The following is a 23632-nucleotide window of genomic DNA, read 5'->3' on the forward strand; positions in this document are numbered from 1 at the left end:
ATTTTATTTTTATTTTTTAATTGTTATGTTACTTAATGACATTTGTTAGAATCCTTTGATCTAAAATAAAAGGTTAATATTCATGCGGCTGTCTTTGCCCCCTGCTTTAATAACAATGATTAATATTGTATTTATGACACTGGCTTTTGCTCATAATGCTTTTGCACAGCTAGAGAAAGTGGATGTAGAATTTACTGATCAAGAGAAGCAATATATTAAAGATCATCCAATTATTAAAGTTCACACTGCAGCTTCATGGCACCCTTTTAATTATATCGAAAATGGCAAAGCATCGGGTTATAACAATGATTTGATTCGACTGGTTGCAGAAAGAGCAGGTTTAAACATTGAATTTGTTGTTGGTTATGAGTGGAGTGAATATTTAGAAAAACTCAAAAACAAAGAGATAGATGTTATCTCTAATATGAAAATTACCCCCGAAAGACAAAAATTTACTACCTTCACCCATTATCAAACCTTAAGTTCAGTAGATGGTTTACTTACCCGTTCTGGTGAAGTTTTTTTAAATGATTTAAGCGATATACAATCAATTGCTGTGATAAAAGACTTTTACTATGAAGAGCTTCTCCGTAAATATTATCCTGATATTCATTTAATGGTTACCAATACAACAGAAGAGGCTATTCAGTTGTTGGTAGAAGAGAAAGTGAATGGTGTCTTAGACTCTTATGACGCTATTAATTATTATGTAGAACGCTCTTTACTTCAAAATTTAGTCAACACTGCATTAATAGACCATAAAATTTTTCATTATTTGCCAAAGTTTATGGGGGTGCAGAAGGGTAATTTAATATTACGTGACATTCTCGATAAAGGTTTGTTGTCGCTGAATAAACAAGACATCGATAAATTGCATCAAAAGTGGAAATCACAAATCAGCTTTGGTAAATCTTCTTACGCAGTAAACTATCAAGACCGCCTGCCTATTTTATCTTCTAGACAACAAAACTATTTAGACAAGCATGGTGCATTAATTATGTGTGTCGACCCAGATTGGCTTCCAATAGAAGCGATTCGTCATGGTAAACATATCGGTATTTCCGCAGAGTTTGTACGCTTATTTGCACAGCGTATTAGCAGCCCGATTGAACTATTAGAAACCTCAACCTGGGCTGAAACATTGCAGGCATTAAAAGATGGGACCTGTGACTTTACACCGACGATTAAAAATACGCCCAGTCGTAAGGAGTTTTTATCTTTTACGCCAGATTATGTAACTTTCCCATTAGCATTAATAACAGAAGAAGATAACCATCCCTATAAACTGCAGCAAGTACTCCATAAACCGTTGGGGATGTTAAAAGATGGTTCATATCGTGAGCTGTTAAGTGAAAGGTACTCGGATACTCAATTTCATGAATTTCGCACTTTAAAAGAGGGGTTAGATGCAGTTAGTGATGGTGATATTTATGGCTTTATTGATGTCTTACCTGTAATGGTTAATCAGATTCAACATGGTTATCCTAATTTAAAAATAGTGGACCAATTTGAAAGTGATTACTCATTTGCACTCGCAGTTGAAAAAGGTAATTTACCTCTATTAAGTATTTTTAATAAAGTTATTGAATCGATTAGCCTACAAAAGAAACAAGAAATTTTAAACAAATGGTTACCTGCATTATATGAAAGAAAAACCAGTGTGCAGGGGTATTTAATTGCTGTTATCGGAATGTCTCTTATTATTTTCTTGTTATTACTACTATTGTTTTCTAATAAAATGAAGTATGTAAAGTTACAGAAAAAAAATACCCATCTAGAAAAATTAGCTATGCGTGATTATTTAACGAGCTTACCAAATCAGGCTTATTTTAATGAGTTTTTTAAAAAAGAGTGGGTGAGAAGTAGGCGTTCAGGCGAAAATATCTCGTTATTGTTAATTGATGTTGATAATACAAAGTTGATTAATGAACAGCATGGTCGCAGTGCAGGGGACCAATGCTTAATTGAGCTAGCTCAACGGTTAAATAATGTTATTCAACGTCCAGCGGATCTGCTAGCGAGACTTGAACAGGATACCTTTGCTGTTCTATTGCCAGATACTTCCGAGGAAGGCGTTAAAGCACTTACGGCGGAAATCTTTTACATGGTCAACAGCTGGAGTTTCTCGTTTAAAGGGATGAATCAACCTGATTCGATTACAGTGAGTATTGGTGCTGCTTGCATGGTATCTAATGGCGACTACTTAGAAGATGAGTTGAGTCGCCGTGCTGAGCAAGCTTTATATCAAGCTCAAGATAAAGGAAAAGGGAAACTAGTCATTTACAAAAAATAGCGATCAATAGCAAGCATTCTACATAAGCTCTTTATGAGTAGTAAGGGTTGTTTTGATGCAATCACTTCTCTGTGAGTCTCTTCTATTTCTTGTTCTTTAAGGTGTTTTGCACCTGCTGAGATAATCGGTATAATCTGCGCTTATTTACTCATAAGGCCCGCTTTTTATGCGTCCTAGCCACCGTTCTCCCGAACAATATCGCGACATTACCATCACTCGACATTATACCGATCATGCCGAAGGCTCTGTATTAATAGAAGTTGGTAAAACTAAAGTGTTATGTAATGCCAGTGTTGCTAACTCTGTACCTCGCTTTTTAAGAGGCAAAGGAAAAGGTTGGATAACAGCTGAATATGCGATGCTACCACGTGCCACCCATGCGCGTAATCAACGCGAAGTGATAAAAGGCAAACAAGATGGCCGCACCTTAGAGATTCAACGTTTGATTGCTCGTTCTTTACGTGCAGCAGTCAATCTAAAAGCATTAGGTGAATATACCATTACTGTCGATTGCGATGTTATCCAAGCAGACGGAGGAACACGTACCGCAGCTATTACCGGAGCCTGTATTGCCTTGGCTGATGCACTGAATTGGATGGTTGCTAAGGGCAAACTAAAGAAAAGTCCATTAAAACAGATGATCGCCGCTATTTCTGTCGGCATTTACCAAGATACTGCAATCTGTGATTTAGACTACGCGGAAGACTCAAAAGCACAAACCGATATGAATATTGTGATGACAGAGCAAGGCGGTATGATTGAAATTCAAGGAACGGCTGAACAAGGCGAGTTTAGCCACCCACAATTACTAGCAATGTTGGCATTAGCCAATAGCAGTATTACCCAGTTAATTATCGAGCAGAAAAAAGCATTGGAGATGGAGTAAAAAATGAAAGCTTATCAAAAAGAGTTTATTGAGTTTGCAATTGAAAAACAGGTGTTGAAGTTTGGTGAATTCACCCTAAAATCTGGGCGTATTAGTCCTTATTTCTTTAATGCTGGCCTGTTTAATACTGGCAGAGACTTAGCTCGATTAGGTCGTTTTTATGCTGCTGCATTACAGGACTCAGGTATCGACTATGATTTACTATTTGGCCCTGCTTATAAAGGTATTCCAATTGCTACAACTACAGCGGTAGCATTGTCTAATGATTATGATCTAGATGTTCCTTACTGCTTCAACCGCAAAGAAGCAAAAACGCACGGTGAGGGTGGCAGCTTGGTTGGATCTGATTTAGAAGGCAAAATTATGCTGGTGGATGATGTGATCACTGCAGGCACTGCGATTCGAGAATCAATGGACATTATTAATGCGCATCAAGCACAGCTAGCTGGTGTCTTAATCGCTTTAGATCGCCAAGAGAAAGGTAAAGCTGAGTTATCAGCGATTCAAGAAGTGGAACGTGACTACGATGCAAAAGTGATTTCAATTGTTAAATTAGCGGATGTGGTAACTTACCTTGAAACATTACCAGAGATGCAACAACACCTTGAGTCTGTTAAGGCTTACCGTGCACAATACGGTATCTAATCTTAAACGAATCATGTGTTTAATCTAAGTGTGATTAGTTACTGGTTTGATTTAACGAATGCCTAGATATAAAAAAGGCGAAGCAGAGATGCTTCGCCTTTTTACGTTTTATTCAAATAGCTTTATCAGCTTCTCATTTATGATTCAGCTTTGCTATTTACCATTGGCACTTTATCTTCATCAAATTCAGGGCTTGCTTTATGTTTGCTTGCAATGAATGAATAGATAACTGGCAGAATGAACAGGGTAAATAAAGTACCGATTGATAGACCTGCTACGATTACAATACCAATACCAAAACGACTGACCGCACCTGCACCTGATGCAAATAACAGTGGAATCAAACCAGCTACCATGGCTGCTGTGGTCATTAAAATTGGACGTAAACGAACCGTCGCAGCTTTTGTCACAGCAGCGATACGATCTAATCCGTGATGTAGCTGTTCTTCTTTTGCTACTTCTGCAATTAAAATACCATGCTTAGTGATCAGGCCGACTAAGGTAATCAATCCGACTTGTGTGTAGATGTTCATGGTTGCAGCACCCCAGGCAAGTACCATCAACGCACCACTAATTGCCAGTGGAACCGTCATGATAATGACTAGTGGATCACGCATACTTTCAAATTGACTAGCGAGCACTAGGAAGATGATAAATAGCGCCAAGATAAAGGTGATATACAATGCCCCACCTTCCGTTACAAACTGGCGAGCTTCACCTAAGTAATCATGAGTATAACCTTGTGGTAATTTCGTCTCCGATAATCCTTCGAAGAAAGTAATCGCCGTGCCCATAGTCACTCCTGGGGATAATACAGCCCCCACAGTTGCACTATTAAGCTGATTAAAGTGAGGTAATGAACGTGGCTCTGCAATCACATCAATTGTAATTAACTCGCTTAACGGTACCATATCGCCATTTTTAGCTGGGACATAAAAATCGCCTAATTTTTCTGGCGCTAATCGATATTTCCGCTCTACTTGTGCAATTACTTCATAACTACGCCCGATTAAGTTAATACGATTTAAATAGCCGTCACTTAATAATGTCCCTAGTGTTATCCCGATATCTTGCATAGTTACCCCGTAGGCACCTGCTTTGTCGCGGTCTATTTTGATATTCATTGTTGCTGAATCAAAGGCTAAATCTAGCTCTGAATAAACAAAGTTAGGGTTCGCTTGGGTTTCAGCTAAGACATCTGTAGCAATGCTCACTAAGCTTTGGAACGGATTAGATGTAGTGATTACAAACTGCACCGGTAAACCACCAGAAGATCCTGGTAATTCAGGTCGTTGGAAGGTTACTGTTGCAACAGAAGGGATCTTTCCAAAGGCGGGGGTTAAGGTTGCAGATAATTCAGCAGGGCCTTTTTCACGCTGACTCCAAGGCTTCATGATTGCAATACCAAATGCCTGGTTAGCATTCGGGATACCAGACATGGCCAAGCTACTTTCTACTTCTGGTTGTCTAGAAATCTCATCAGTCACTAAACGCATACTATTTTCAATGAAATCGAGATTTGCATTAGAAGGGGCTTTAGAGAGCATCATTAATACCCCTTTATCCTCCTTCGGTGCTAATTCCGATGGAATGAATTTAAATAAGTAAGGTAGTGAAATAAATACTAATATTGCAAAGATGATAATAGCAGGACGGCGAGTCATAATCACATCAAGTGTATTACCATATTTATTGGTTAATCCTGTTAATACTTTATCAACACTACGTTCAAAGCGATTTGGTTGATGATTAATGGTTAACATCTTGCTACACATCATTGGGGATAATGTTAAGGCAACAATGCCCGATACAAATACCGCGCCGGCGAGTGTTAAAGCAAACTCGGTAAATAATGAACCGGTAATACCACCCATTAACGCGATAGGAGCGTATACGGCTGCAAGTGTGATGGTCATTGATATTACTGGGACTGCAATTTCACGTGTGCCTATAATCGCTGCACGGAAAGGGTCTTCACCGGCTTTAATATGTCGATCGATATTTTCTACAACAACAATCGCATCATCTACTACCAACCCGATTGCCAATACCATCGCCAGTAGTGTCATCAAGTTGATGGTAAAACCAAACACCTGCATTACTACAGCCACACCAATCAGTGATAGTGGAATAGTAATTATTGGAATTAAAACCGCACGCCATGAACCTAAGAATAGGATCATCACAATGAGTACAATTAAACCTGCCTCAGCGATGGTTTTAACCACTTCCTCAATGGACTCTTCGATAGCAATAGTCGAGTCGTATAGCACTTCCATATTGATTGAACTTGGATTACTTTTTTCCAAGCTTGGTAGCATATCTCTTACATCTGCAGTGATATCTAAAGGATTAGCCGTAGGTGTTGAGTCAATCGCAACCACAACTGCATCATTACCATTTGCCATTGCACGGTAAGCATCATGGCTTTTTTCTAATGAAACACGAGCAATATCTTGTAAATGTATTGTTCTGCCATCATCACGAGTTGCAATAATTAGCTTCTCAAGCTCTTCAGCACTCGTTACCTGTGTTTTTGCATTACCATTAAACAAGGTGTAATAGCCCATTGCTTGGCCAGTAGCAGATTGAATATTATTTGCCTGTAGAATGCTAATGACTTCCGAGGTACTTAATCCAAATGCAGCCATGCGCTCGGGATCTAACCAAATACGCATTGCAAACTCAGTACCACCATAAAGGTTAACTTTTGCTACCCCATTAATACTGAATAGCTGTGGCTTAATTACACGCTGAAGATAATCGGTAATTTGACTAGAATTTAATTGATCACTAGAAAAAGCAATATAGATAACAGAAGTAGTAGAGCCTGTACTTACATCGATCGTTGGATCTTCGGCTTCACTAGGTAGTTGTGAGCTAACTCCATTAACCTTGGCGAGAATATCAGCTACCGCACCGCTTGGGTCAGTATTCAAGTTCATATTAACGGTAATAACCGAACTACCTAAGGTACTTTGCGAGCTGATATAATCAATGTTATCAGCTTGTGCAATCGCTTGTTCAATAGGCTGTGTAATAAAGCCTTGAATCAAGTCAGCATTGGCACCGTAATAACTGGTGGTAACCGTTACTACGGTATTGGTCATATTGGGGTACTCTCGTACCTGCATTTTGCTCAGCGCTTGTACGCCTAGCAGTACAATGAGCAAGCTCAGAGATATTGCTAAAACAGGGCGTTTTATAAAAATATCGGTAAACTTCATTCAATCACCTATAGAGCTGGAAGAACAGAGGGAGTATCAAGCGCATCAGATTCAACAACATTAACATGTGAGCCATTGCTCAAACGTATTTGCCCGCTAGTGACGATTCGGTCACCTGCTTTAATGCCTGACAATACGTGTATTTTGTCCTCTTTAGTTTTACCTAAAGTGACAATCTGCTGTTTTACTTCTAAGTAACTACTACCATCATCCGCTTCTTTTTCTGTGATTACATAAACTGTTTCACCATATAAAGTGTAGTTAACAGCAGTAACGGGTATCACTATTTGAGCTTCAAGGGTTGGTAAAATCACATTGGCTTTAGCGAACATACCTGAACGTAATATTTGTTGGTCATTAGGGATAGAGGCTTGTACTTGGACGAGGCCACTTTGTGAATTTACGGCAGGCTCAATAGCAGAAATTTTACCGGTAAAGGCTGTATCTGGCTGAGCATCAATGAAGATATTCATCGCCTGACCAATGTGTAACTTATTCAAATCGTTTTGCGCAACGGTAAAGCGCATTTGCATGCGGCTAATGTCTTCTAGTTGTACAATATCAGAGCCACTTGCTAAGTATTGACCTAAGAATACATTACGTAGCCCGGCGATACCTGAAAATGGGGCGCGAATAGTACGTAAGCTAATAGTGGCTTCATAACCCTCTATCTCACCCTGTAACGCAAGGAACTCTGCTTCTGCATCATCCACATCACCTTGTGAAATAGAGCCTTTTTTAAGTAGCGAGTTTAGGCGTTTGTAATTACGTTCGATCGCAGGTAAACGGGCTTTGGCTGTTTTTAGGTTTGCTTTTTCTACTTCACTGTCTAAGTATAAAATAGGCTCATCTTTCTTCATCTGTTGTCCAGAAGTAAAGTTGATTTTTGCTACTTTACCTGCCACTTCATTAGCAATGGTTACACCTTGAATCGGCTCAATAAAACCAATTGCACGTAAATGTGGTGTCCAATCTTCCAATTGTGCTGTTGTAGCAGTAACTGAAAAAACAGGAATAGGGCGAGAAGCAAGGTACTCTTTAATCTTTTGCGCTTTAAACATGTTAAACCCAATGACACTGCCAAACACGACAATTGCCAAGATAATTGCCGAAGCGATCCATTTTTTCATTATGTTAGTCCTGTTGATTAAGGTGTTGATTTTGGATGATATTCCAAGATACATTTTTAACTTGATCTTGCTGTTCTTGATCAAGTGTGACTCTGCCTCTTATAACTTGTTTTGCTAAAGCAACTGCTGTTTCAATACTGGCCGCTATTAATGCGAATAACTGCCAATTGATAAAACGTCCTGAGTCGATCCCTTCTTGATAGAAATCAATGAGTAATTTAAAGGTTTCATTCTCAAACAGTGTTAACTCTGTCTGGTCAATATTAGGTACATAGTGCAGCATCTCTAATAAGGTTAAGCGTTTTGGATTTTCAATGACAAAGTTAAATATATTTTGCCAAACGAGATCATATTTTTGTTTATCAGATAGGTTTGCATCCCAGCCTTCGAAAACCTCTTGTGCAGACTCAGTACAAATGAATTTTTGTAATTCGTTGAGTAAGACTTCCTTATTCTCAAAGTAGCGATAAATCGTGCCAATAGACACTTCTGCTTGCTCAGCTAAATTCTGCATTGAGAAAGCGTAAAAACCACGTTCGGTTAGTACTGTTTCTGTCGCTCTTAAAATTTTAATTTTTTTTTGCATTATCTTATTCAAAAAATGAATGAATGTTCATTATCGTTTAATGACATCGTTTTGCAATATTAAAGTGGAAAAATATTTTGTGACCATTATGGACTATTTTAAATTATTTTTATAAAAAATTTGTATATTTATTAGTGTTAATGAGTATAGTTTTTTTGCTGTACTGACTTTTTATATAAAGATCCGTAAAATCTAATGGCTCTTTTTTAACTTAGGACAGCTCATGAAATTAAATCCAGGTCAGGATGCCGCCGTCAAAATGATTTCCGGACCTTGTCTCGTACTTGCCGGTGCAGGTAGTGGTAAAACCCGAGTGATCACTAACAAAATTGCTTATTTAGTACAACACTGTGATTACCATGCTAAAAATATCGTTGCCGTTACTTTTACTAATAAAGCGGCACGCGAGATGAAAGAGCGTGTAAGTGAAACATTAGGTCGTAAAGAGTCGCGTGGATTAATGGTCTCAACCTTCCACTCTTTAGGCTTAGAGATTATTAAACGAGAAGTTAAAACGCTCGGAATGAAAGCGGGATTTACGCTATTTGATGATCAAGATACTTTAGCATTATTGAAAGAGTTAACAGAGAAACAGTTAAAAGAAGATATGGATTTGATTAAGGCTTTGGTAACGCAGATTTCCAACTGGAAAAATGCGTTGATTTTACCAGCACAAGCGATCAAACAAGCGAAGGGTGAGCGAGATGTTATTTTTGCGCATTGTTATGACTTATACCAACGCCAATTAAAAGCGTATAACGCATTAGATTTCGATGATCTGATTGTTTTACCTACCTTATTATTAAAGTTCAAAGAAGAAGTACGCCTACGTTGGCAAAAGAAGATTCGTTACTTGCTGGTGGATGAATATCAAGATACCAATACTAGTCAATATGAACTGATTAAATCCTTAGTGGGTGAACGTGCACGTTTTACTGTGGTAGGTGATGATGATCAGTCGATCTACTCATGGCGAGGTGCAAGACCTGAAAACTTAGTTTTGTTACAGCGAGATTTCCCACAATTAAAAGTGATTAAGTTAGAGCAAAATTATCGTTCTAGTCAACGCGTTTTAAAAGCGGCGAATGTGTTAATTGCTAATAACCCTCATGAGTTTGATAAACGTTTGTTCAGTGAATTAGCTTACGGTGAATCCATTAAAGTGTTATTTGCTAAAAATGAGCAGCACGAAGCAGAACGAGTAGTAATGGAGTTGTCTGGTCATAAATTCATGAATGGTGCTAATTTTAAAGATTACGCTGTGTTATATCGAGGCAATCATCAAAGTCGATTACTTGAAAAAGTAATGATGGAAAACCGCATTCCATACAAAATTAGCGGTGGTACCTCTTTCTTCGCGCGTAGTGAAGTAAAAGATATCATGGCGTATTTGAAATTATTGGTGAATCATGATGATGAGAATGCATTTATACGTGTTGTGAATAAGCCGCCGAGAGGAATAGGTGCAGTAAGCCGTGAAAAGCTTGGTAATTATGCAAATTTACGTCATATAAGTATGTTTGCTGCAAGTTTTGAAATAGGTTTAGAGCAAACCTTAAATGGTAAAGGATTACAATCAGTTCAAGCTTTCACACGTTGGCTAGTTGAATTAAACGACCGTTTAAAACGTGAAGATGACATCGAAGTTGTACGTGATTTAATCCGTGATATTGGCTATGAAGACTGGTTATATGAAAGTAGCCCGAGCCCGAAAGCCGCAGAGATGCAAATGAAAAACGTATCTACGCTATTTAAGTGGGTAACTGAAATGTTAAAAGGCGATGATCTCGATGAAGAGATGACACTAGAGCAAGTCGTCGCGCGCTTAACCTTACGTGATATGTTGTCACGTAATGAAAATGAAGAAGAGTTAGATCAAGTACAATTAATGACATTACACGCGTCTAAAGGTCTAGAGTTTCCTTATGTGTACATGATTGGGATGGAAGAAGGATTATTACCACATCAAGTGAGTATTGATGAAGATAACGTGGAAGAAGAGCGTCGTTTAGCCTATGTTGGCATTACTCGAGCACAAAAAGAACTAACTTTCACCCTTGCTAAAGAACGCAGTCAATACGGGGAAACCGTTAAACCGGTTCCGAGTCGCTTCTTAAATGAGCTGCCACAGGAAGATGTAGAGTGGGAAAGTGGGCCTAAAAAACGCACTGAAGAACAGAAACAGCAGTTAGCAGATAAAGGTATTGCCAGCTTAAAAGCATTGTTTGATTGATTTAAATACTCGCTGGTGTCGAGTTTTTCTACTAATTAGTAACAGAGGTCGATAGGCCTAGAAAGGATTCACAACTTGTTTGCGGCAAATAGGTTTTTGCTCGCAACTTTAATACTAAACTTAGACTATTAGGAGTCACACATGTTAGATAACATCGAAGGTCAACACGTACCCAATGTTACTTTCCCAACTCGTCAGGGTGATGAGTGGGTTAATATCACTACTGACCAGTTATTTAAAAATAAAACGGTAGTAGTATTTGCATTACCTGGTGCATTTACACCAACTTGCTCTTCAACACATCTTCCACGTTATAATGAATTAGCTGCTGTTTTAAAAGAAAACGGTGTTGATGAAGTGGTATGTTTAAGCGTTAATGATACGTTTGTGATGAATGCATGGCTTGCAGATCAAGAAGCAGATCATATTACAGTAGTACCTGATGGCAGTGGCGAGTTCACTGAAGGCATGGGGATGTTAGTGAATAAAAATGACATCGGTTTTGGTAAGCGTAGCTGGCGTTACAGCATGCTAGTGAAAGATGGCGTGATTGATAAAATGTTTATCGAGCCAAATCAACCGGGAGACCCGTTTGAAGTGTCTGACGCTGATACGATGTTAAATTACATCAACCCAAATGCAAAAGCCCCTTCAGCTGTTGCGTTATTAACTAAACCAGGTTGCCCTTTCTGCGAAAAAGCAAAAGCCGCTTTAAAAGACAATAGTATTAAGTTTGAAGAGATTGTATTAGGCAAAGATGCAACTAGCGTAGCGCTAAAAGCAATGTCTGGCCAAACAACGGTACCGCAAATATTTGTTGACGGTAAGCACCTGGGTGATAGTGACGCAGCAGTCGCTTACGCAAATAGCTAAACTGTTCCTCGATCATTATTGATTATAAGCGTATGTTTTTATTATTAAGGCATACGCTTTTTTTTATCCTGTTTTTCTTTAAGCCTCTTTTTGAAGAACGGCGATGATTTAAATTATCATTATTTACCTTAGTCAAAAGTGGAGAACACTATGAAGCAAGTTAATGTTCAAGTTGCCGTTATTGGCGCTGGATCTGCGGGTTTGTCAGCCTATCGAGCGGCGAAACAAAAAACAGATTCAGTGGTGCTCATTGAAGGCGATGCATATGGTACTACCTGTGCCCGTGTCGGTTGTATGCCAAGTAAGTTATTAATTGCTGCTGCAGAGGTTGCTCATAATGCGGCTCACACTGAACCCTTTGGTATTGTTATTGATGGGCAAATAAATATTGATGGCAAAAAAGTAATGCAACGGGTGCGCGACGAACGTGATCGGTTTGTAGGATTGGTGGTGGGTGCTATTGATGAGATAGATCCACATGATAAGTTAATAGGTCATGTTAAGTTTGTAACAGAAACACAATTACAACTTGATGAACACACCACTGTGAATGCACAGCGCGTGGTTATTGCTACCGGATCTCGCCCTACTTATCCAAGTGCTTGGAATGACCTTGGGGATAAGTTAATTGTGAATGATGATGTATTTGATTGGCAAGATTTACCAAGCTCAGTGGCTGTATTTGGGCCTGGCGTGATTGGTTTAGAATTAGGGCAAGCATTACACCGACTAGGTGTTGAAGTGTTGATGTTTGGCATGGGAGGAAAAGTAGGCCCCTTTACTGACTCTGACATTATGGCGTACGCTGAAAAAACTTTTAGTGATGAATTTTATTTAGATGCGGATGCAAAAATTAGTAATATGCAACTAAATGGAGAATTAGTTGAAATAACATATATTGATAAGCAGGGAAAAGAGAAAATTAAGCACGTTGATTATGTACTTGCTGCAACGGGACGTCGCCCTAATGTGGATAACCTAGGGTTAGATAAAATAGCAATAGATGTCGATGATCGAGGTGTGCCGGTTGCTGACCCTCATACAATGCAAACGTCCATACCCTCAATCTTTATTGCTGGTGATGCCAGTAACCAAGTTCCTTTATTACATGAAGCGGCAGACCAAGGCAAAATAGCGGGTAGCAATGCCGGTATTTATCCAAATATTGTTGCTGGTTTACGTCGTTCTTCGATTGCTGCAGTATTTACCGATCCACAATTAGCAATGGTAGGGTTAAGTTATCAACAGGTAACAGAGAAACTGGGAGGATGTGGTTGTTTTGAAACGGGAAGCGTCTCCTTTGAAAATCAAGGTCGTAGTCGTGTTATACTTAAAAATAAAGGCTTATTACACCTTTATGGCGAACAAGGAACTGGACGCTTTTTAGGAGCGGAAATAATCGGCCCTGAAGCAGAGCACCTTGCTCACTTACTCGCCTGGGCTCATCAAAATCAAATGACTATATCTCAAATGTTAGCAATGCCTTTTTATCATCCGGTGATAGAAGAAGGGGTGCGAACCGCCTTGCGAGACCTTAATGCAAAACTGAAACTGGGATCTGCGATGATCAGCGAATGTATGGAGTGTGGACCTGGTTGCTAAACTGTAAAAAGTGAGATTAAGTGTTGCTGTATCGATAGAGTTTCATATAGCGACACTTAATAATGATGATGTTGTATAACTTAAAGGTAAGCTAAAAATAAGCCTACAAAAATTAGGATACCCACGTAGTTATTATCTAAAAATGCTTTAAAGCAGTTAGCGCGCTGTCTATTTTTAATATGTATTTGCTGTTGTACAAATAAGCCAGCCACTACAATAAGAGCAACATAATAAAAGCTATTTAAGCTTTCTAATATGCCTACTGTGAATAACAGCAATAAAGTTATTAACTGAAAACCTGCAATGATAACTTTATCGAATCGGCCAAATAAAATAGCTGTAGATTTTATGCCTATTTTCAAATCATCTTCTTTATCCACCATGCCATACATAGTGTCATAAGCGACCGTCCAAGTTAGGTTGGCGATGAATAATAACCAAACAACATTATCAATTTGATCTGCTTGTGCTGCATACGCCATGGGAATTGACCAGCTAAAAGCTAAGCCTAATACAAACTGAGGTAAATTAGTAAACCGCTTCATGAATGGGTAGATAAAGGCTAACAGTAAACCAATAAATGATAATTGAATCGTTAATGCATTCTGTGTCAGTACTAATAAAAAAGCAACTAAGGCTAATATTATAAATAAGTATATTGCTTCTTTACTGGTAGCCCGTCCAGAAGGTAATGGACGATTTTTAGTGCGTTCTACAAAGCCATCTACTTTACGGTCGGCAAAATCATTAATCACACAACCCGCACTGCGCATAACAAAGACACCTAAACAAAATACAATTAAGGTATCCAGGTTTGGTAACCCCTCCGCTGCAATCCATAGCGCCCATAAAGTGGGCCAGAGCAATAATAATGTCCCAATGGGTTTATCTGCTCGCATTAGTTGAATAAAAGCTTGGCGTTTAGGGGCGTTTATATATGAGATCATTGATAAATTTCCGAGGCAGGAAGAAACACTTCGCTAACTAATAAGGGTTTGTTTTCTATATAAAAAATAGAACGTCTTGCCCAAAGTGAATGGTCACAGTTTTGCGCTAATGTTTGGCATAGTTGATGTATTAAAGAGCCTGATTTAAATTCGGCTATTTCTATTGTGCCACGTTTTAAAGATGTGTTTTGAAAGAGGAAACGACCTAGTGATTCACTGCCAATATGAGCTAATGCTTGTTGGCTATCTGACAAAGTATCTGAAGGTATTTCTGTTTGTGCAAAAACATGAGCCTGTTGATCACAGTACAAAAACACTTCTCGTACCAATATTTTTCGAGCATTTGAAAAATGTGGAGAGAGTGGTGTAATTTCTGCATTGGTAGTGATTTGTTGGCGAACTTGAACCTTAAATGTTTGGCAATATTGTTCAAGTTTTTTAGTTAATGAACTCTCATCTAATAACCATGAAAGTACTTGCTGCGAGCAATTATTGACTGACTGGGCTTCTTGCCAAGTGGTCGATGAAGCAATATTAAGCAGTTGGTTAAACATACAAGCCTTTCATTGAATAGTATTAATCACACTCATTAGTAGGCTCTTTGATGTTAATAAAAGAATAGAGGCTACCTAACTCAGTAAATTGCTGAAGGTGACGGATAAATACTGATTATAACAATACTGTTTGGTTTATTAACTTAACTTAATAAAAAATTATGATTTATTCTCAAGGGCATGCAGAAAATATCATGATATTTTTTATTATTGCTACTTTTTTATCCACAATAATCAGCTGTGACTGCTATCATATACCGCAAAAAATATTATTATAGTTTTTAGGAATTTAGAATGTTTAAAAAAGTATTATTTTGCGTTTTATCTTTGGTGTTATTGTCGCCATTAAATTTTGTTGTGGCTGAAGAAGAATCGACTCAACTCACATCAGACTACCAGTATTTTGCATTAGACCCTGACATCATCACTAATTATATTAAGCCTGGCAAACGACTTGGCTATATCAGAGTTGGCATTGATCTTATGGTCAAGTCGACTAAAGCTTTTCAGGAAGTGGAACTTCATGAACCTCTAATTCGAGATCGTATTATCACGGTATTAGGCGAACAAAATGAGCAACAAATTCGTTCTATCAGTGAGCGTAAAGCGATTAGGTTACGTTGTTTAAATGAAATTAATGATGCTATTTTTGAAATCACAGGTGATAGACCAGTAGAAGATCTACTTTTTACTAAATACTTAGATCAATAATCACCTGTGGGCTGTTGTTAAAGTTTCAATCTATGGCAAACAAAAGCTAATATTAGTCCTGCTAATAAACCAACTAGGTGCGCATAGTTGGCTAGGTTAGTAGGCAAAATATCAAGAAAACCAAGTACTAGCCAACCTAATAAAATAGCGAACATACCATTTGGAAGCTGTACTCTGCTGGTTTTGTCTAATTGTCCAAATAACCAACAATATCCAACCAATGCATAAACGACACCACTTAACCCTCCAAAGTACGGACCGACTAAGAAAAATTGAGAGACGTTCGAGGCAACGGCTGAAAATAAAAATAATAGTATGAGGCGCTGTTTACCATGTTGTTTTTCTACTAAGCCACCTAATTGCCACCACCACAGTAAATTAAATACGATATGTAGCAGGCTAAAATGCAATAAAGCAGGTGTGATAAAGCGCCAGCTCTGAAGATAATCAAAAGGTTGCTGTTGATAAAATGCTAAGAATGAATTCAAAGGATTAAAGACACCGAACGCAATTAGTGCATAAATAACGCAGCAAATAACAAATAAGCTATGCGTTAATATGCCTGCCTGGCGTTTAAAGTTACTGAATAAATCAGCATTAGCATAAGATAGTTGATCTGGTGCACTTTTTAAGTTGCCTGATTCCCAACTTGCTGAGAGATATTTACTTTGAGTTGGGTTAGCTAAGAACTCAGCCAATGCTTTTTCTGCGAGCGTTAATTGTTGTTCTTGTTCAAGTAATATTTCATAAGAAAATTCAGAATATTGAATTATATTACTGATTTTTTGGCTATTTAAATAATCTGACAATGCTTGGGCTAAGCGAAGATGTTCAAAACGGTGTAAGGATATCATAGCGTTTCCTATAATTTTTTATGAGTGTAGCAAAAAATATATTGATAGAACTGTTAATAATATTGATGGTGTAACTTGCTATTCATATCAACTGAACTAATTTAATTAGAACTGTCTGATAGTTGTACCGATAGTATTAACCATATGAATAAGATTGTACGGAATAAAATAGGTTCGTTTAGGTGTTAATTGATCTAATCAATTAAGCTTATCGAAAAATTAATTATTGGAGTAGTACAAGTCATCATATTAACTAATGTTATTGGTGTTAGATGGTATTGAACTGGATTAATTACTAATCCATGATATCAAAGGACTAGTACTATATAGGTATATGAAAAATATAGCGATATAGACTATTGGCAGTTTATAGTTTATTGATTAAAATGACATAAATTGTATTAGCCAAGACACATTATAATAACAAGGAAAATAATATGAATATCAAATTTGTTCGCACTGCCGCACTGGCTGCTTCACTATTTTTAGTACCAACAAGCTTCCAAGCTGCATTTGCTGCTGACTTTGGGAGTATTGCTACTTCAAGTCTCGAAAAAGTAAATTCTGCAACAAGCAGTGCAGAAGAAAAAGTAAGCTCAGCAACGGCTAGCGCAGAAGATAAAGTAAGTTCTGTTGGTTCAAGCGCTGATAGCTCAAAAATCGATATCAACAGTGCATCGGTAGAAGAGTTAACCTCTGTTTCTGGTATCGGTACGTCAATTGCTGAAAAAATCGTTGAATACCGTGAGCAATATGGTGACTTCACTGACTTAGCTGATTTAACTAATATCAGTGGTATAGGTAGTGCTACTTTAGCTAAGATCTTACCTTACTTAAGCCTATAATTGGGCCTAAAAGGTGACTTGAAAAACCACTATTATTAGTGGTTTTTTTGTTTTTAACCTTAATATTATTGGGAATTACTAATGACAATCTTAGTAACAGGCGGCGCAGGTTATATCGGTTCTCATACCGTTGTTGAATTATTGAATAAAGGTCAGCAGGTTATTATTGTTGATAATTTAGTTAATGCTTCATTGGAGTCTTTAAATCGAGTTGAAAAGATAACTGGTAAAACGCCTTTATTCTATGAAGGTGATATTTTAAATAAATCTTTTTTAGATAGTGTTTTCGCCGAACATGATATTGATTGCGTTATTCACTTTGCTGGATTAAAAGCAGTGGGCGAGTCGGTTGCTAAACCTATTTCTTATTATCAAAATAATGTTCAAGGCACCTTGACCTTATTAGATGCGATGAAAGAGGCGGGTGTATTTAAGCTAGTTTTTAGTTCTTCAGCTACTGTATACGGGGATCCTGCAAGTTTACCAATACGTGAAGACTTTCCTGTCGGCGGTACAACCAACCCTTATGGTACCTCTAAGTTAATGGTAGAGATGGTGTTGGCTGATGTGGCTAAATCAGATTCACGTTGGGCTTTTGTTATTTTGCGTTACTTTAACCCAGTTGGAGCTCATTTATCTGGTTTAATTGGAGAAGACCCTAATGGTATCCCAAACAACTTATTACCATATATTTCACAAGTAGGTGTTGGAAAGTTAAGCCAATTAGCAATATTTGGCGATGATTATGATACTCACGATGGCACTGGTGTACGTGATTATATCCATGTTGTTGATTTAGCCATTGGTCATTTAAAAGCCCTCACACGCATTAAAAGTGAAACGGGTGTCTTTATTTATAATTTAGGTACGGGGAATGGTTATTCTGTATTAGATATGGTTAAGGCCTTTGAAGCTGCCAGCGGTAAAGCGATTCCATATCAAGTATCTCCTAGAAGGGAAGGCGACATAGCTGCTTGTTATGCTGCACCGGAAAAAGCTTTATTAGATTTAGGTTGGCAAGCAGAACGTGATTTAGATGCGATGATGCAAGATACATGGCGCTGGCAATCTGCTAACCCTAATGGTTATAAATAATAGCCATGTTTATTGCGGGTGATTGAGTTATCGTAGTACTAGATATAACTGCGATAACTGGTTTAAGGGGCGTATAAATGAACTCTGTTTTTACCTTCACTTTTTGCTTGAAACAAACCTTGTTCAGCATAATCGACTAATTTGCTACTTTTTAATTCATTTCGGTAAGTGACTGCACCAATACTAACCGTAATATTAATTATTTCATCCTCATATTGAACGCAAAGTAACTCGGTACTTTTACGAATCATTTCTGCCACCTGTTGGGCAACCTCATCATTACTATTATTAAGTAATATAATAAATTCTTCGCCTTCCCAGCGAGCCACTAGATCGGTTTTTCGAATACAGTCTTTTAATTTATTAGCGAGTCTTTTGAGGACTGCATCTCCAGCTGTTTGATTATATAGTTCGTTAATTTGTTTAAAGTTATCTATATTGATCAGCAATATAGAAAATGAGCCTTTTTTCGTATGCTGTGTAAGTAACTTATCTGACAGTAAATCATTGAAATAGCGGCGTGTATAGACATTGGTTAATTCATCTTTTTCTGATAACTGCTTTAATTTTATTGAATGGTCACTATTTTGTGTGATCCAACGGTGAATACCATAAGAGACAAGAATAAAACCACACAGCTGAACGATATCTTTAAAGAACACGGCTAATAACCAAGGCTGACTGAAAATCTCGTTTAGGGTGTTAGTTAAAGTTGCGGTAAACAGAAAAAAGAATCCACTCACTAAGAACTTATGAACGGCCAAGTTATATTTCACTTTATTTAAATTGACTAATAAAACGAATAGCGTGATAGAAATAATGGTGTGAAAGAAAAGATTATAGAGATTGATTTGGTTGGCAATAGGAAAGATCCAAGCTTGTAATGAAATATAAGCAAGAACAAAAGAGTAAAATGAATGTAGTGTACTTTTTTTGGTCAATGGCTGTTCTCTATTGGCTAAATGATAATCATATCAGCTAATGTTGATGATAAATAAATATTTTAGTTAACTTACTATAATTGTTTTTTTTAGTAAATAAATGAACTTGATTATTACCGAATATTTGAATTATGTGATTAATGCTTTATTTCTGTGGACTATCTCTCTATCATTAAGGATCCGTTTTTTAGATGGTTTTTTCCGATGCCTAAAGTGACTCAGCAAGATATTTCAACAAGTTTTGGTCGTAACATTATTGACCGAGGTACCCAGTATTTTAAAGAAAGTCGTGTATTAGCTTGCGACTTCGATGAATCCACTAACTCGCTGGTGGGACTCGTCAGAGGGAGTAGCGACACACCCTATAATACCAAAGCATCTATCAAGCCTTCCAATAAAGGCGGGTATATCATTCACAGCACCTGCTCTTGTAAAGTAGGGTGGAATTGTAAACACGCTGTCGCGCTATTATTAGCTTATCAGGCAGATACCCCTGATTATAACGTCGAAAACAGTTATCAAACTTGGTATGAGATGCTAAGTAGTAAAGCTGCTGTACCAGAAAAAGTAAGAGCATCTGCCTACCAAGGTCACTTCCGTTTTTCTTTCGACAAAAAAGTGTTAAACCATGAACATCGTTACATCAAACTCGAATACGGGACGGTGCGCTTCCTTAAAAGTGAAAATACCTATGTATTCAGTGAAAAAGATTTAGTGTCTGTTGCAGATAACGAAAGTTGGATGGAAAGCTTTAAATGGGTAGAAGATGTTGATGTTGAGATCCTACGTTTATTGCTAACTAAAGAGGGGCGTCCGACTAAACTAGGTAAAACTTATATTAAGACTGAGTTGGATCTATTAGCCCTACAAAAAATATTAGCCACTGGACGTTGTTTTTGGGAAACCTTAGATCAAAAAATAACATCTGCAGACCCTCGTGCTTTAAATTTAGATTGGGAAAGTGCTGAAGATGACCTGAAACAATTAACAGTAAACCTCGCTGACTGTGAAGAATGGTTATTAATTCCTACGCCAACACCTTATTTTTACGACTTAACTCGTCATCAAGCAGGGCAAATAACCACGCAGTTCAATCGTGATTGGTTGTTATCATTATTACAGACTCCACCATTAGGTGAAGAACAGAGAGCGCATTTTACGCAGGAAGTCTCATTAGGCTTTGCACAGGATGTACTACCTAATCCACAACACTATGATATTCAGCAAATTGACGAGCCGTTGCAGGTTATCTTTAAGTTGGATGTACAGACGATTAAAAGTCAGTCTTTATTTTTGGGACGTTTGTATTTCAAATATGGGGAGTTAATTTTAACGCCAAGTATTTTGGAAGATAAACAACGTAACCAGTATATGCACAAAGGCCAAATAGTTAGCATTAATCGCGATATTGAAGCGGAAACTGCTGCACTTAATGAGTTTAACGAGTTGTGCTTGCTTGATGTTTATATGTACGACCCTAAATACAAAGTAACTAAAGATTTACAAGGTATTTTGCCACCTGAATTAGGAGGCACTCAAGAGTTCCAATGGCTATCACTACTAACTGCACATAAAGCACGTTTAGAAGTATTGGGGTGGCAGTTTGATATTGCTAAAGATTTAGCATTACAAAGTCAGCAGGTAGATAGCATTGATATTGATATTGATGAAAAAGGTAACTGGTTTGATCTAGGTGTTTCTATTGAAGTCGATGGAAAACGCATTGAGTTATTACCATTATTGCTAGAATGGTTACGAAGCAATGAAGATTGGCAACAAAATAGCTACGATATCCTCTTAGCACAAGGTAATGGTCGCCCATTACGTGTTAAACGAGAGTCGATTCAACCTATCTTATCTATCTTACAAGAGTTAGGTGAAGTCAATGAAAGCAAAATTAATTTACCACAAAACCAAGCTGCATTATTAGCCCAGTTACCTGAAATTAATCGTTGGATTGGCGGTGAACATGTTCAAGCATTAGCAGAAAAACTCGCTAACTTTAGTGGTATTCAAGATATTGATGCGCCAAATCGATTAGCGGCAGATCTTCGTGATTATCAGAAAGAGGGTTTAAATTGGTTAATGTTCTTAAATGAATATGGGTTCTCTGGCGTATTAGCCGATGACATGGGGTTAGGGAAAACAGTACAAACACTCGCTTATTTATTGTATAAAAAGCAGCATCAACTGTTATCGCAACCTGCAATGGTTATTTGTCCAACGTCGTTAGTGGGCAACTGGTTGAATGAAGCTACCAAGTTTACGCCAGACCTCAAAGTATTAGTATTACACGGCGTTAACCGTCATCAGTTCTTTAAAGAAATTAATGATTATGATTTGGTGATCACGACTTACCCATTGATTGCACGTGATTTTAAAGAATTTACTGATTATTCATTTTCGGATTTGATTTTAGATGAAGCTCAAACCATCAAAAACCCGTTAGCAAAAATGACTAAAAGTATTAAATTGATCGATGCTAAACAACGTTTATGTTTGACCGGTACACCAATGGAAAACCATCTAGGTGAACTATGGTCACTATTTGATTTCCTAATGCCAGGTTTTCTTGGTTCATACAGCACATTTAATCGTGTTTATCGTAAAGGTATTGAAGGTGAAGGTAACCATCAAATTCAACAATGGTTGATTCAAAAAACTAAACCATTTTTACTACGTCGTACTAAAGATGATGTAGCCAAAGAGTTACCTGCGAAAACTGAAATTATCCATACTATTGGCCTACAAAACGATCAACGTACTCTGTATGAAAGCATTCGTATTACTATGGAAGCAAAAGTGCGAGACTTATTACGTGAGAAAGGTATGGCTAGAAGCCGCATTGAATTTTTAGATGCATTATTAAAATTACGCCAAGCTTGTTGTGACCCTCGTTTGGTGAAATTAGAGCATGCACAAGATATTAAGAGTTCAGCGAAGTTAGATTTTTTAATGGAGCTACTACCGGAAATGGTCGAAGAGGGACGTCGTATCTTAATCTTCTCACAATTTGCGCAAATGCTTGGTTTAATTGGTGATGCGTTACAGGAAGCAGGCATTGATTTTGTAAAACTCACCGGTCAAACTCGCAACCGAACTGAAGTCATTGAAAAATTCCAAGTGGGCGATGTACCTGTTTTCTTAATCTCTCTAAAAGCAGGTGGTGTAGGCCTTAACTTAACTGCTGCAGATACTGTGATTCATTACGACCCATGGTGGAATCCTGCGGTAGAGAACCAAGCCACTGACCGAGCTTATCGTATTGGCCAAGATAAACCGGTATTTGTGTATAAACTAATTTGTGAACAAACCGTTGAAGAGCGCGTATTAGCATTACAATCACGTAAACAGAAATTAGCTGATAGCGTTTACGGTAAAGAGCAAGAAGAGAATTTTGCACCTGATAACAGCGATGCGCTATTAAAACTGTTTGAACGTTACTAAATGTCTATAGAACAGGACTTATTAGCCCCAATTAAGGCGTTTTTATACGTAGAGACACCACAAGCTTGGATAGATAAAGCTAAGCTTGTGGAGAATCAATCAGCTTTACTCGTTGATCATATGATTTGCGAGCTAAAAGCGGCACAGACAGCCATGTTATTAATTCGTCGTTACGCTGTAGACAAAGACAGTGGCGATGCTTTAATGGCATGGTTAACGCCTTACAATGATTATGTTTACCGCAAACAAGGGGATTGGAAGGCATTATCTAATAATAGTTTGTCTAAAAACATCGTTGCTAAAGTTGGGACTGTTTATGGACAAGACTTGACCGATAAAATGGTTTTGTTGATCAAAGAAGAGCTACATCATTTTTATCAGGTCGTAGAGATTATGCAAGCTCGAGATATTCATTTTGATTTTGTTGGCTCTAGTCGTTATGCAAAAGAGTTACTAAGCCATGTCACCACACATGAACCAAACACTCTAATTGATAAATTAATTTGTAGTGCTTATATTGAGGCGCGATCTTGTGAGCGCTTTGCTAAAATAGCTGAGCATCTTGACCCAATTTTAAATAAATTTTATGTCTCTTTATTGCGTTCAGAAGCAAGGCATTATCAAGATTATTTAACGTTAGCTGAGCAGGTTGCCGGTCAGGATATCTCTGATCGAATAGCTTACTTTGGGCAGTTAGAAGGTCGACTGATCAGTGAACCTGATACAGATTTTAAATTTCATAGTGGATGCCCAATCTAACTAT

The 23632-nt window shown here is 37.7% G+C and carries 18 protein-coding genes and 1 pseudogene; 11 read left to right on the plus strand and 8 right to left on the minus strand.

Annotated features, from left to right (window positions below):
- The first annotated feature begins 82 nt into the window (after nucleotides 1-82).
- From OW492_RS11500 to pyrE, 3 genes are all read left to right on the plus strand, one after another.
- On the plus strand, nucleotides 83-2293 hold the full coding sequence (locus tag OW492_RS11500; RefSeq protein WP_290040095.1) for a transporter substrate-binding domain-containing protein: 2211 nt from the start codon (nucleotides 83-85) through the stop codon (nucleotides 2291-2293).
- Between the two features lie 166 nt (nucleotides 2294-2459).
- On the plus strand, nucleotides 2460-3179 hold the full coding sequence (rph, locus tag OW492_RS11505; RefSeq protein WP_290040096.1) for a ribonuclease PH: 720 nt from the start codon (nucleotides 2460-2462) through the stop codon (nucleotides 3177-3179).
- 3 nt (nucleotides 3180-3182) lie between these two features.
- A complete protein-coding gene (pyrE, locus tag OW492_RS11510) occupies nucleotides 3183-3824 on the plus strand; it encodes an orotate phosphoribosyltransferase (RefSeq protein ID WP_290040097.1) in 642 nt (213 codons plus the stop codon).
- A 137-nt stretch (nucleotides 3825-3961) separates the two neighbouring features.
- Here the strand turns inward: pyrE and OW492_RS11515 are convergent, their stop codons facing one another.
- Genes OW492_RS11515 through OW492_RS11525 form a run of 3 tightly spaced genes read right to left on the minus strand, consistent with a single transcriptional unit; the run spans nucleotide 3962 to nucleotide 8767 of the window.
- Nucleotides 3962-7051: a multidrug efflux RND transporter permease subunit gene (locus OW492_RS11515; protein WP_290040098.1), complete on the minus strand. Its 3090-nt coding sequence runs from the start codon at nucleotides 7049-7051 to the stop codon at nucleotides 3962-3964.
- An 8-nt stretch (nucleotides 7052-7059) separates the two neighbouring features.
- Entirely contained in the window at nucleotides 7060-8181 is a 1122-nt protein-coding gene (locus OW492_RS11520; RefSeq protein ID WP_290040099.1) for an efflux RND transporter periplasmic adaptor subunit, read from the minus strand.
- Between the two features lie 4 nt (nucleotides 8182-8185).
- Nucleotides 8186-8767, minus strand: a complete 582-nt coding sequence (locus tag OW492_RS11525; protein WP_290040100.1) for a TetR/AcrR family transcriptional regulator — start codon at nucleotides 8765-8767, stop codon at nucleotides 8186-8188.
- A gap of 223 nt (nucleotides 8768-8990) precedes the next feature.
- Between OW492_RS11525 and rep the strand changes: the two genes are divergently transcribed.
- The 3 genes from rep to OW492_RS11540 all read left to right on the plus strand — a co-directional run bounded on the left by rep (nucleotide 8991) and on the right by OW492_RS11540 (nucleotide 13475).
- A complete protein-coding gene (rep, locus tag OW492_RS11530; RefSeq protein WP_290040101.1) occupies nucleotides 8991-11000 on the plus strand; it encodes a DNA helicase Rep in 2010 nt (669 codons plus the stop codon).
- Between the two features lie 141 nt (nucleotides 11001-11141).
- Nucleotides 11142-11873, plus strand: coding sequence for a glutathione peroxidase (locus tag OW492_RS11535; protein WP_290040102.1), 732 nt, complete (start codon nucleotides 11142-11144; stop codon nucleotides 11871-11873).
- Nucleotides 11874-12023: 150 nt separating this feature from the next.
- Entirely contained in the window at nucleotides 12024-13475 is a 1452-nt protein-coding gene (locus OW492_RS11540) for a dihydrolipoyl dehydrogenase (protein WP_290040103.1), read from the plus strand.
- On the opposite strand, the pseudogene OW492_RS17040 reads toward OW492_RS11540, so the two are convergent.
- From OW492_RS17040 to OW492_RS11550, 3 genes and pseudogenes are all read right to left on the minus strand, one after another.
- A pseudogene (locus OW492_RS17040) lies at nucleotides 13443-13511 on the minus strand (hypothetical protein); the annotation flags it as partial. The gene OW492_RS11540 and the pseudogene OW492_RS17040 overlap by 33 nt on opposite strands.
- Before the next feature lie 44 nt (nucleotides 13512-13555).
- Entirely contained in the window at nucleotides 13556-14422 is an 867-nt protein-coding gene (ubiA, locus tag OW492_RS11545; RefSeq protein WP_290040104.1) for a 4-hydroxybenzoate octaprenyltransferase, read from the minus strand.
- Nucleotides 14419-14976: a chorismate lyase gene (locus OW492_RS11550; RefSeq protein ID WP_290040105.1), complete on the minus strand. Its 558-nt coding sequence runs from the start codon at nucleotides 14974-14976 to the stop codon at nucleotides 14419-14421. The genes ubiA and OW492_RS11550 overlap by 4 nt, the downstream gene beginning before the upstream one ends.
- Nucleotides 14977-15270: 294 nt before the next feature.
- Here OW492_RS11550 and OW492_RS11555 point away from each other — a divergent pair, with 294 nt between their 5' ends.
- Nucleotides 15271-15687 carry a flagellar basal body-associated FliL family protein gene (locus tag OW492_RS11555; protein ID WP_290040106.1) on the plus strand — a complete coding sequence of 139 codons (417 nt, stop codon included), beginning with the start codon at nucleotides 15271-15273 and terminating at the stop codon, nucleotides 15685-15687.
- Between the two features lie 17 nt (nucleotides 15688-15704).
- Here the strand turns inward: OW492_RS11555 and glpG are convergent, their stop codons facing one another.
- Nucleotides 15705-16541 carry a rhomboid family intramembrane serine protease GlpG gene (glpG, locus tag OW492_RS11560; RefSeq protein ID WP_290040107.1) on the minus strand — a complete coding sequence of 279 codons (837 nt, stop codon included), beginning with the start codon at nucleotides 16539-16541 and terminating at the stop codon, nucleotides 15705-15707.
- A 437-nt stretch (nucleotides 16542-16978) separates the two neighbouring features.
- Between glpG and OW492_RS11565 the strand changes: the two genes are divergently transcribed.
- Nucleotides 16979-17386, plus strand: coding sequence for a helix-hairpin-helix domain-containing protein (locus OW492_RS11565; protein WP_290040108.1), 408 nt, complete (start codon nucleotides 16979-16981; stop codon nucleotides 17384-17386).
- A gap of 81 nt (nucleotides 17387-17467) precedes the next feature.
- Nucleotides 17468-18481, plus strand: coding sequence for a UDP-glucose 4-epimerase GalE (gene galE / locus OW492_RS11570; RefSeq protein ID WP_290040109.1), 1014 nt, complete (start codon nucleotides 17468-17470; stop codon nucleotides 18479-18481).
- A 62-nt stretch (nucleotides 18482-18543) separates the two neighbouring features.
- On the opposite strand, the gene OW492_RS11575 is transcribed toward galE, so the two are convergent.
- Complete coding sequence (locus OW492_RS11575; protein WP_290040110.1) at nucleotides 18544-19422, minus strand: GGDEF domain-containing protein; 879 nt, start codon at nucleotides 19420-19422, stop codon at nucleotides 18544-18546.
- A 204-nt stretch (nucleotides 19423-19626) separates the two neighbouring features.
- Here OW492_RS11575 and OW492_RS11580 point away from each other — a divergent pair, with 204 nt between their 5' ends.
- Both OW492_RS11580 and miaE read left to right on the plus strand, forming a co-directional pair.
- Nucleotides 19627-22869 (plus strand): SNF2-related protein, encoded by a 3243-nt coding sequence (locus OW492_RS11580; protein ID WP_290040111.1) that lies wholly within the window; start codon nucleotides 19627-19629, stop codon nucleotides 22867-22869.
- Nucleotides 22870-23628 carry a tRNA isopentenyl-2-thiomethyl-A-37 hydroxylase MiaE gene (gene miaE / locus OW492_RS11585; protein WP_290040112.1) on the plus strand — a complete coding sequence of 253 codons (759 nt, stop codon included), beginning with the start codon at nucleotides 22870-22872 and terminating at the stop codon, nucleotides 23626-23628.
- The last annotated feature ends 4 nt before the right edge of the window (nucleotides 23629-23632 follow it).

It is taken from the genome of Psychromonas sp. 14N.309.X.WAT.B.A12, assembly GCF_030397575.1.
Lineage (GTDB): Bacteria > Pseudomonadota > Gammaproteobacteria > Enterobacterales > Psychromonadaceae > Psychromonas.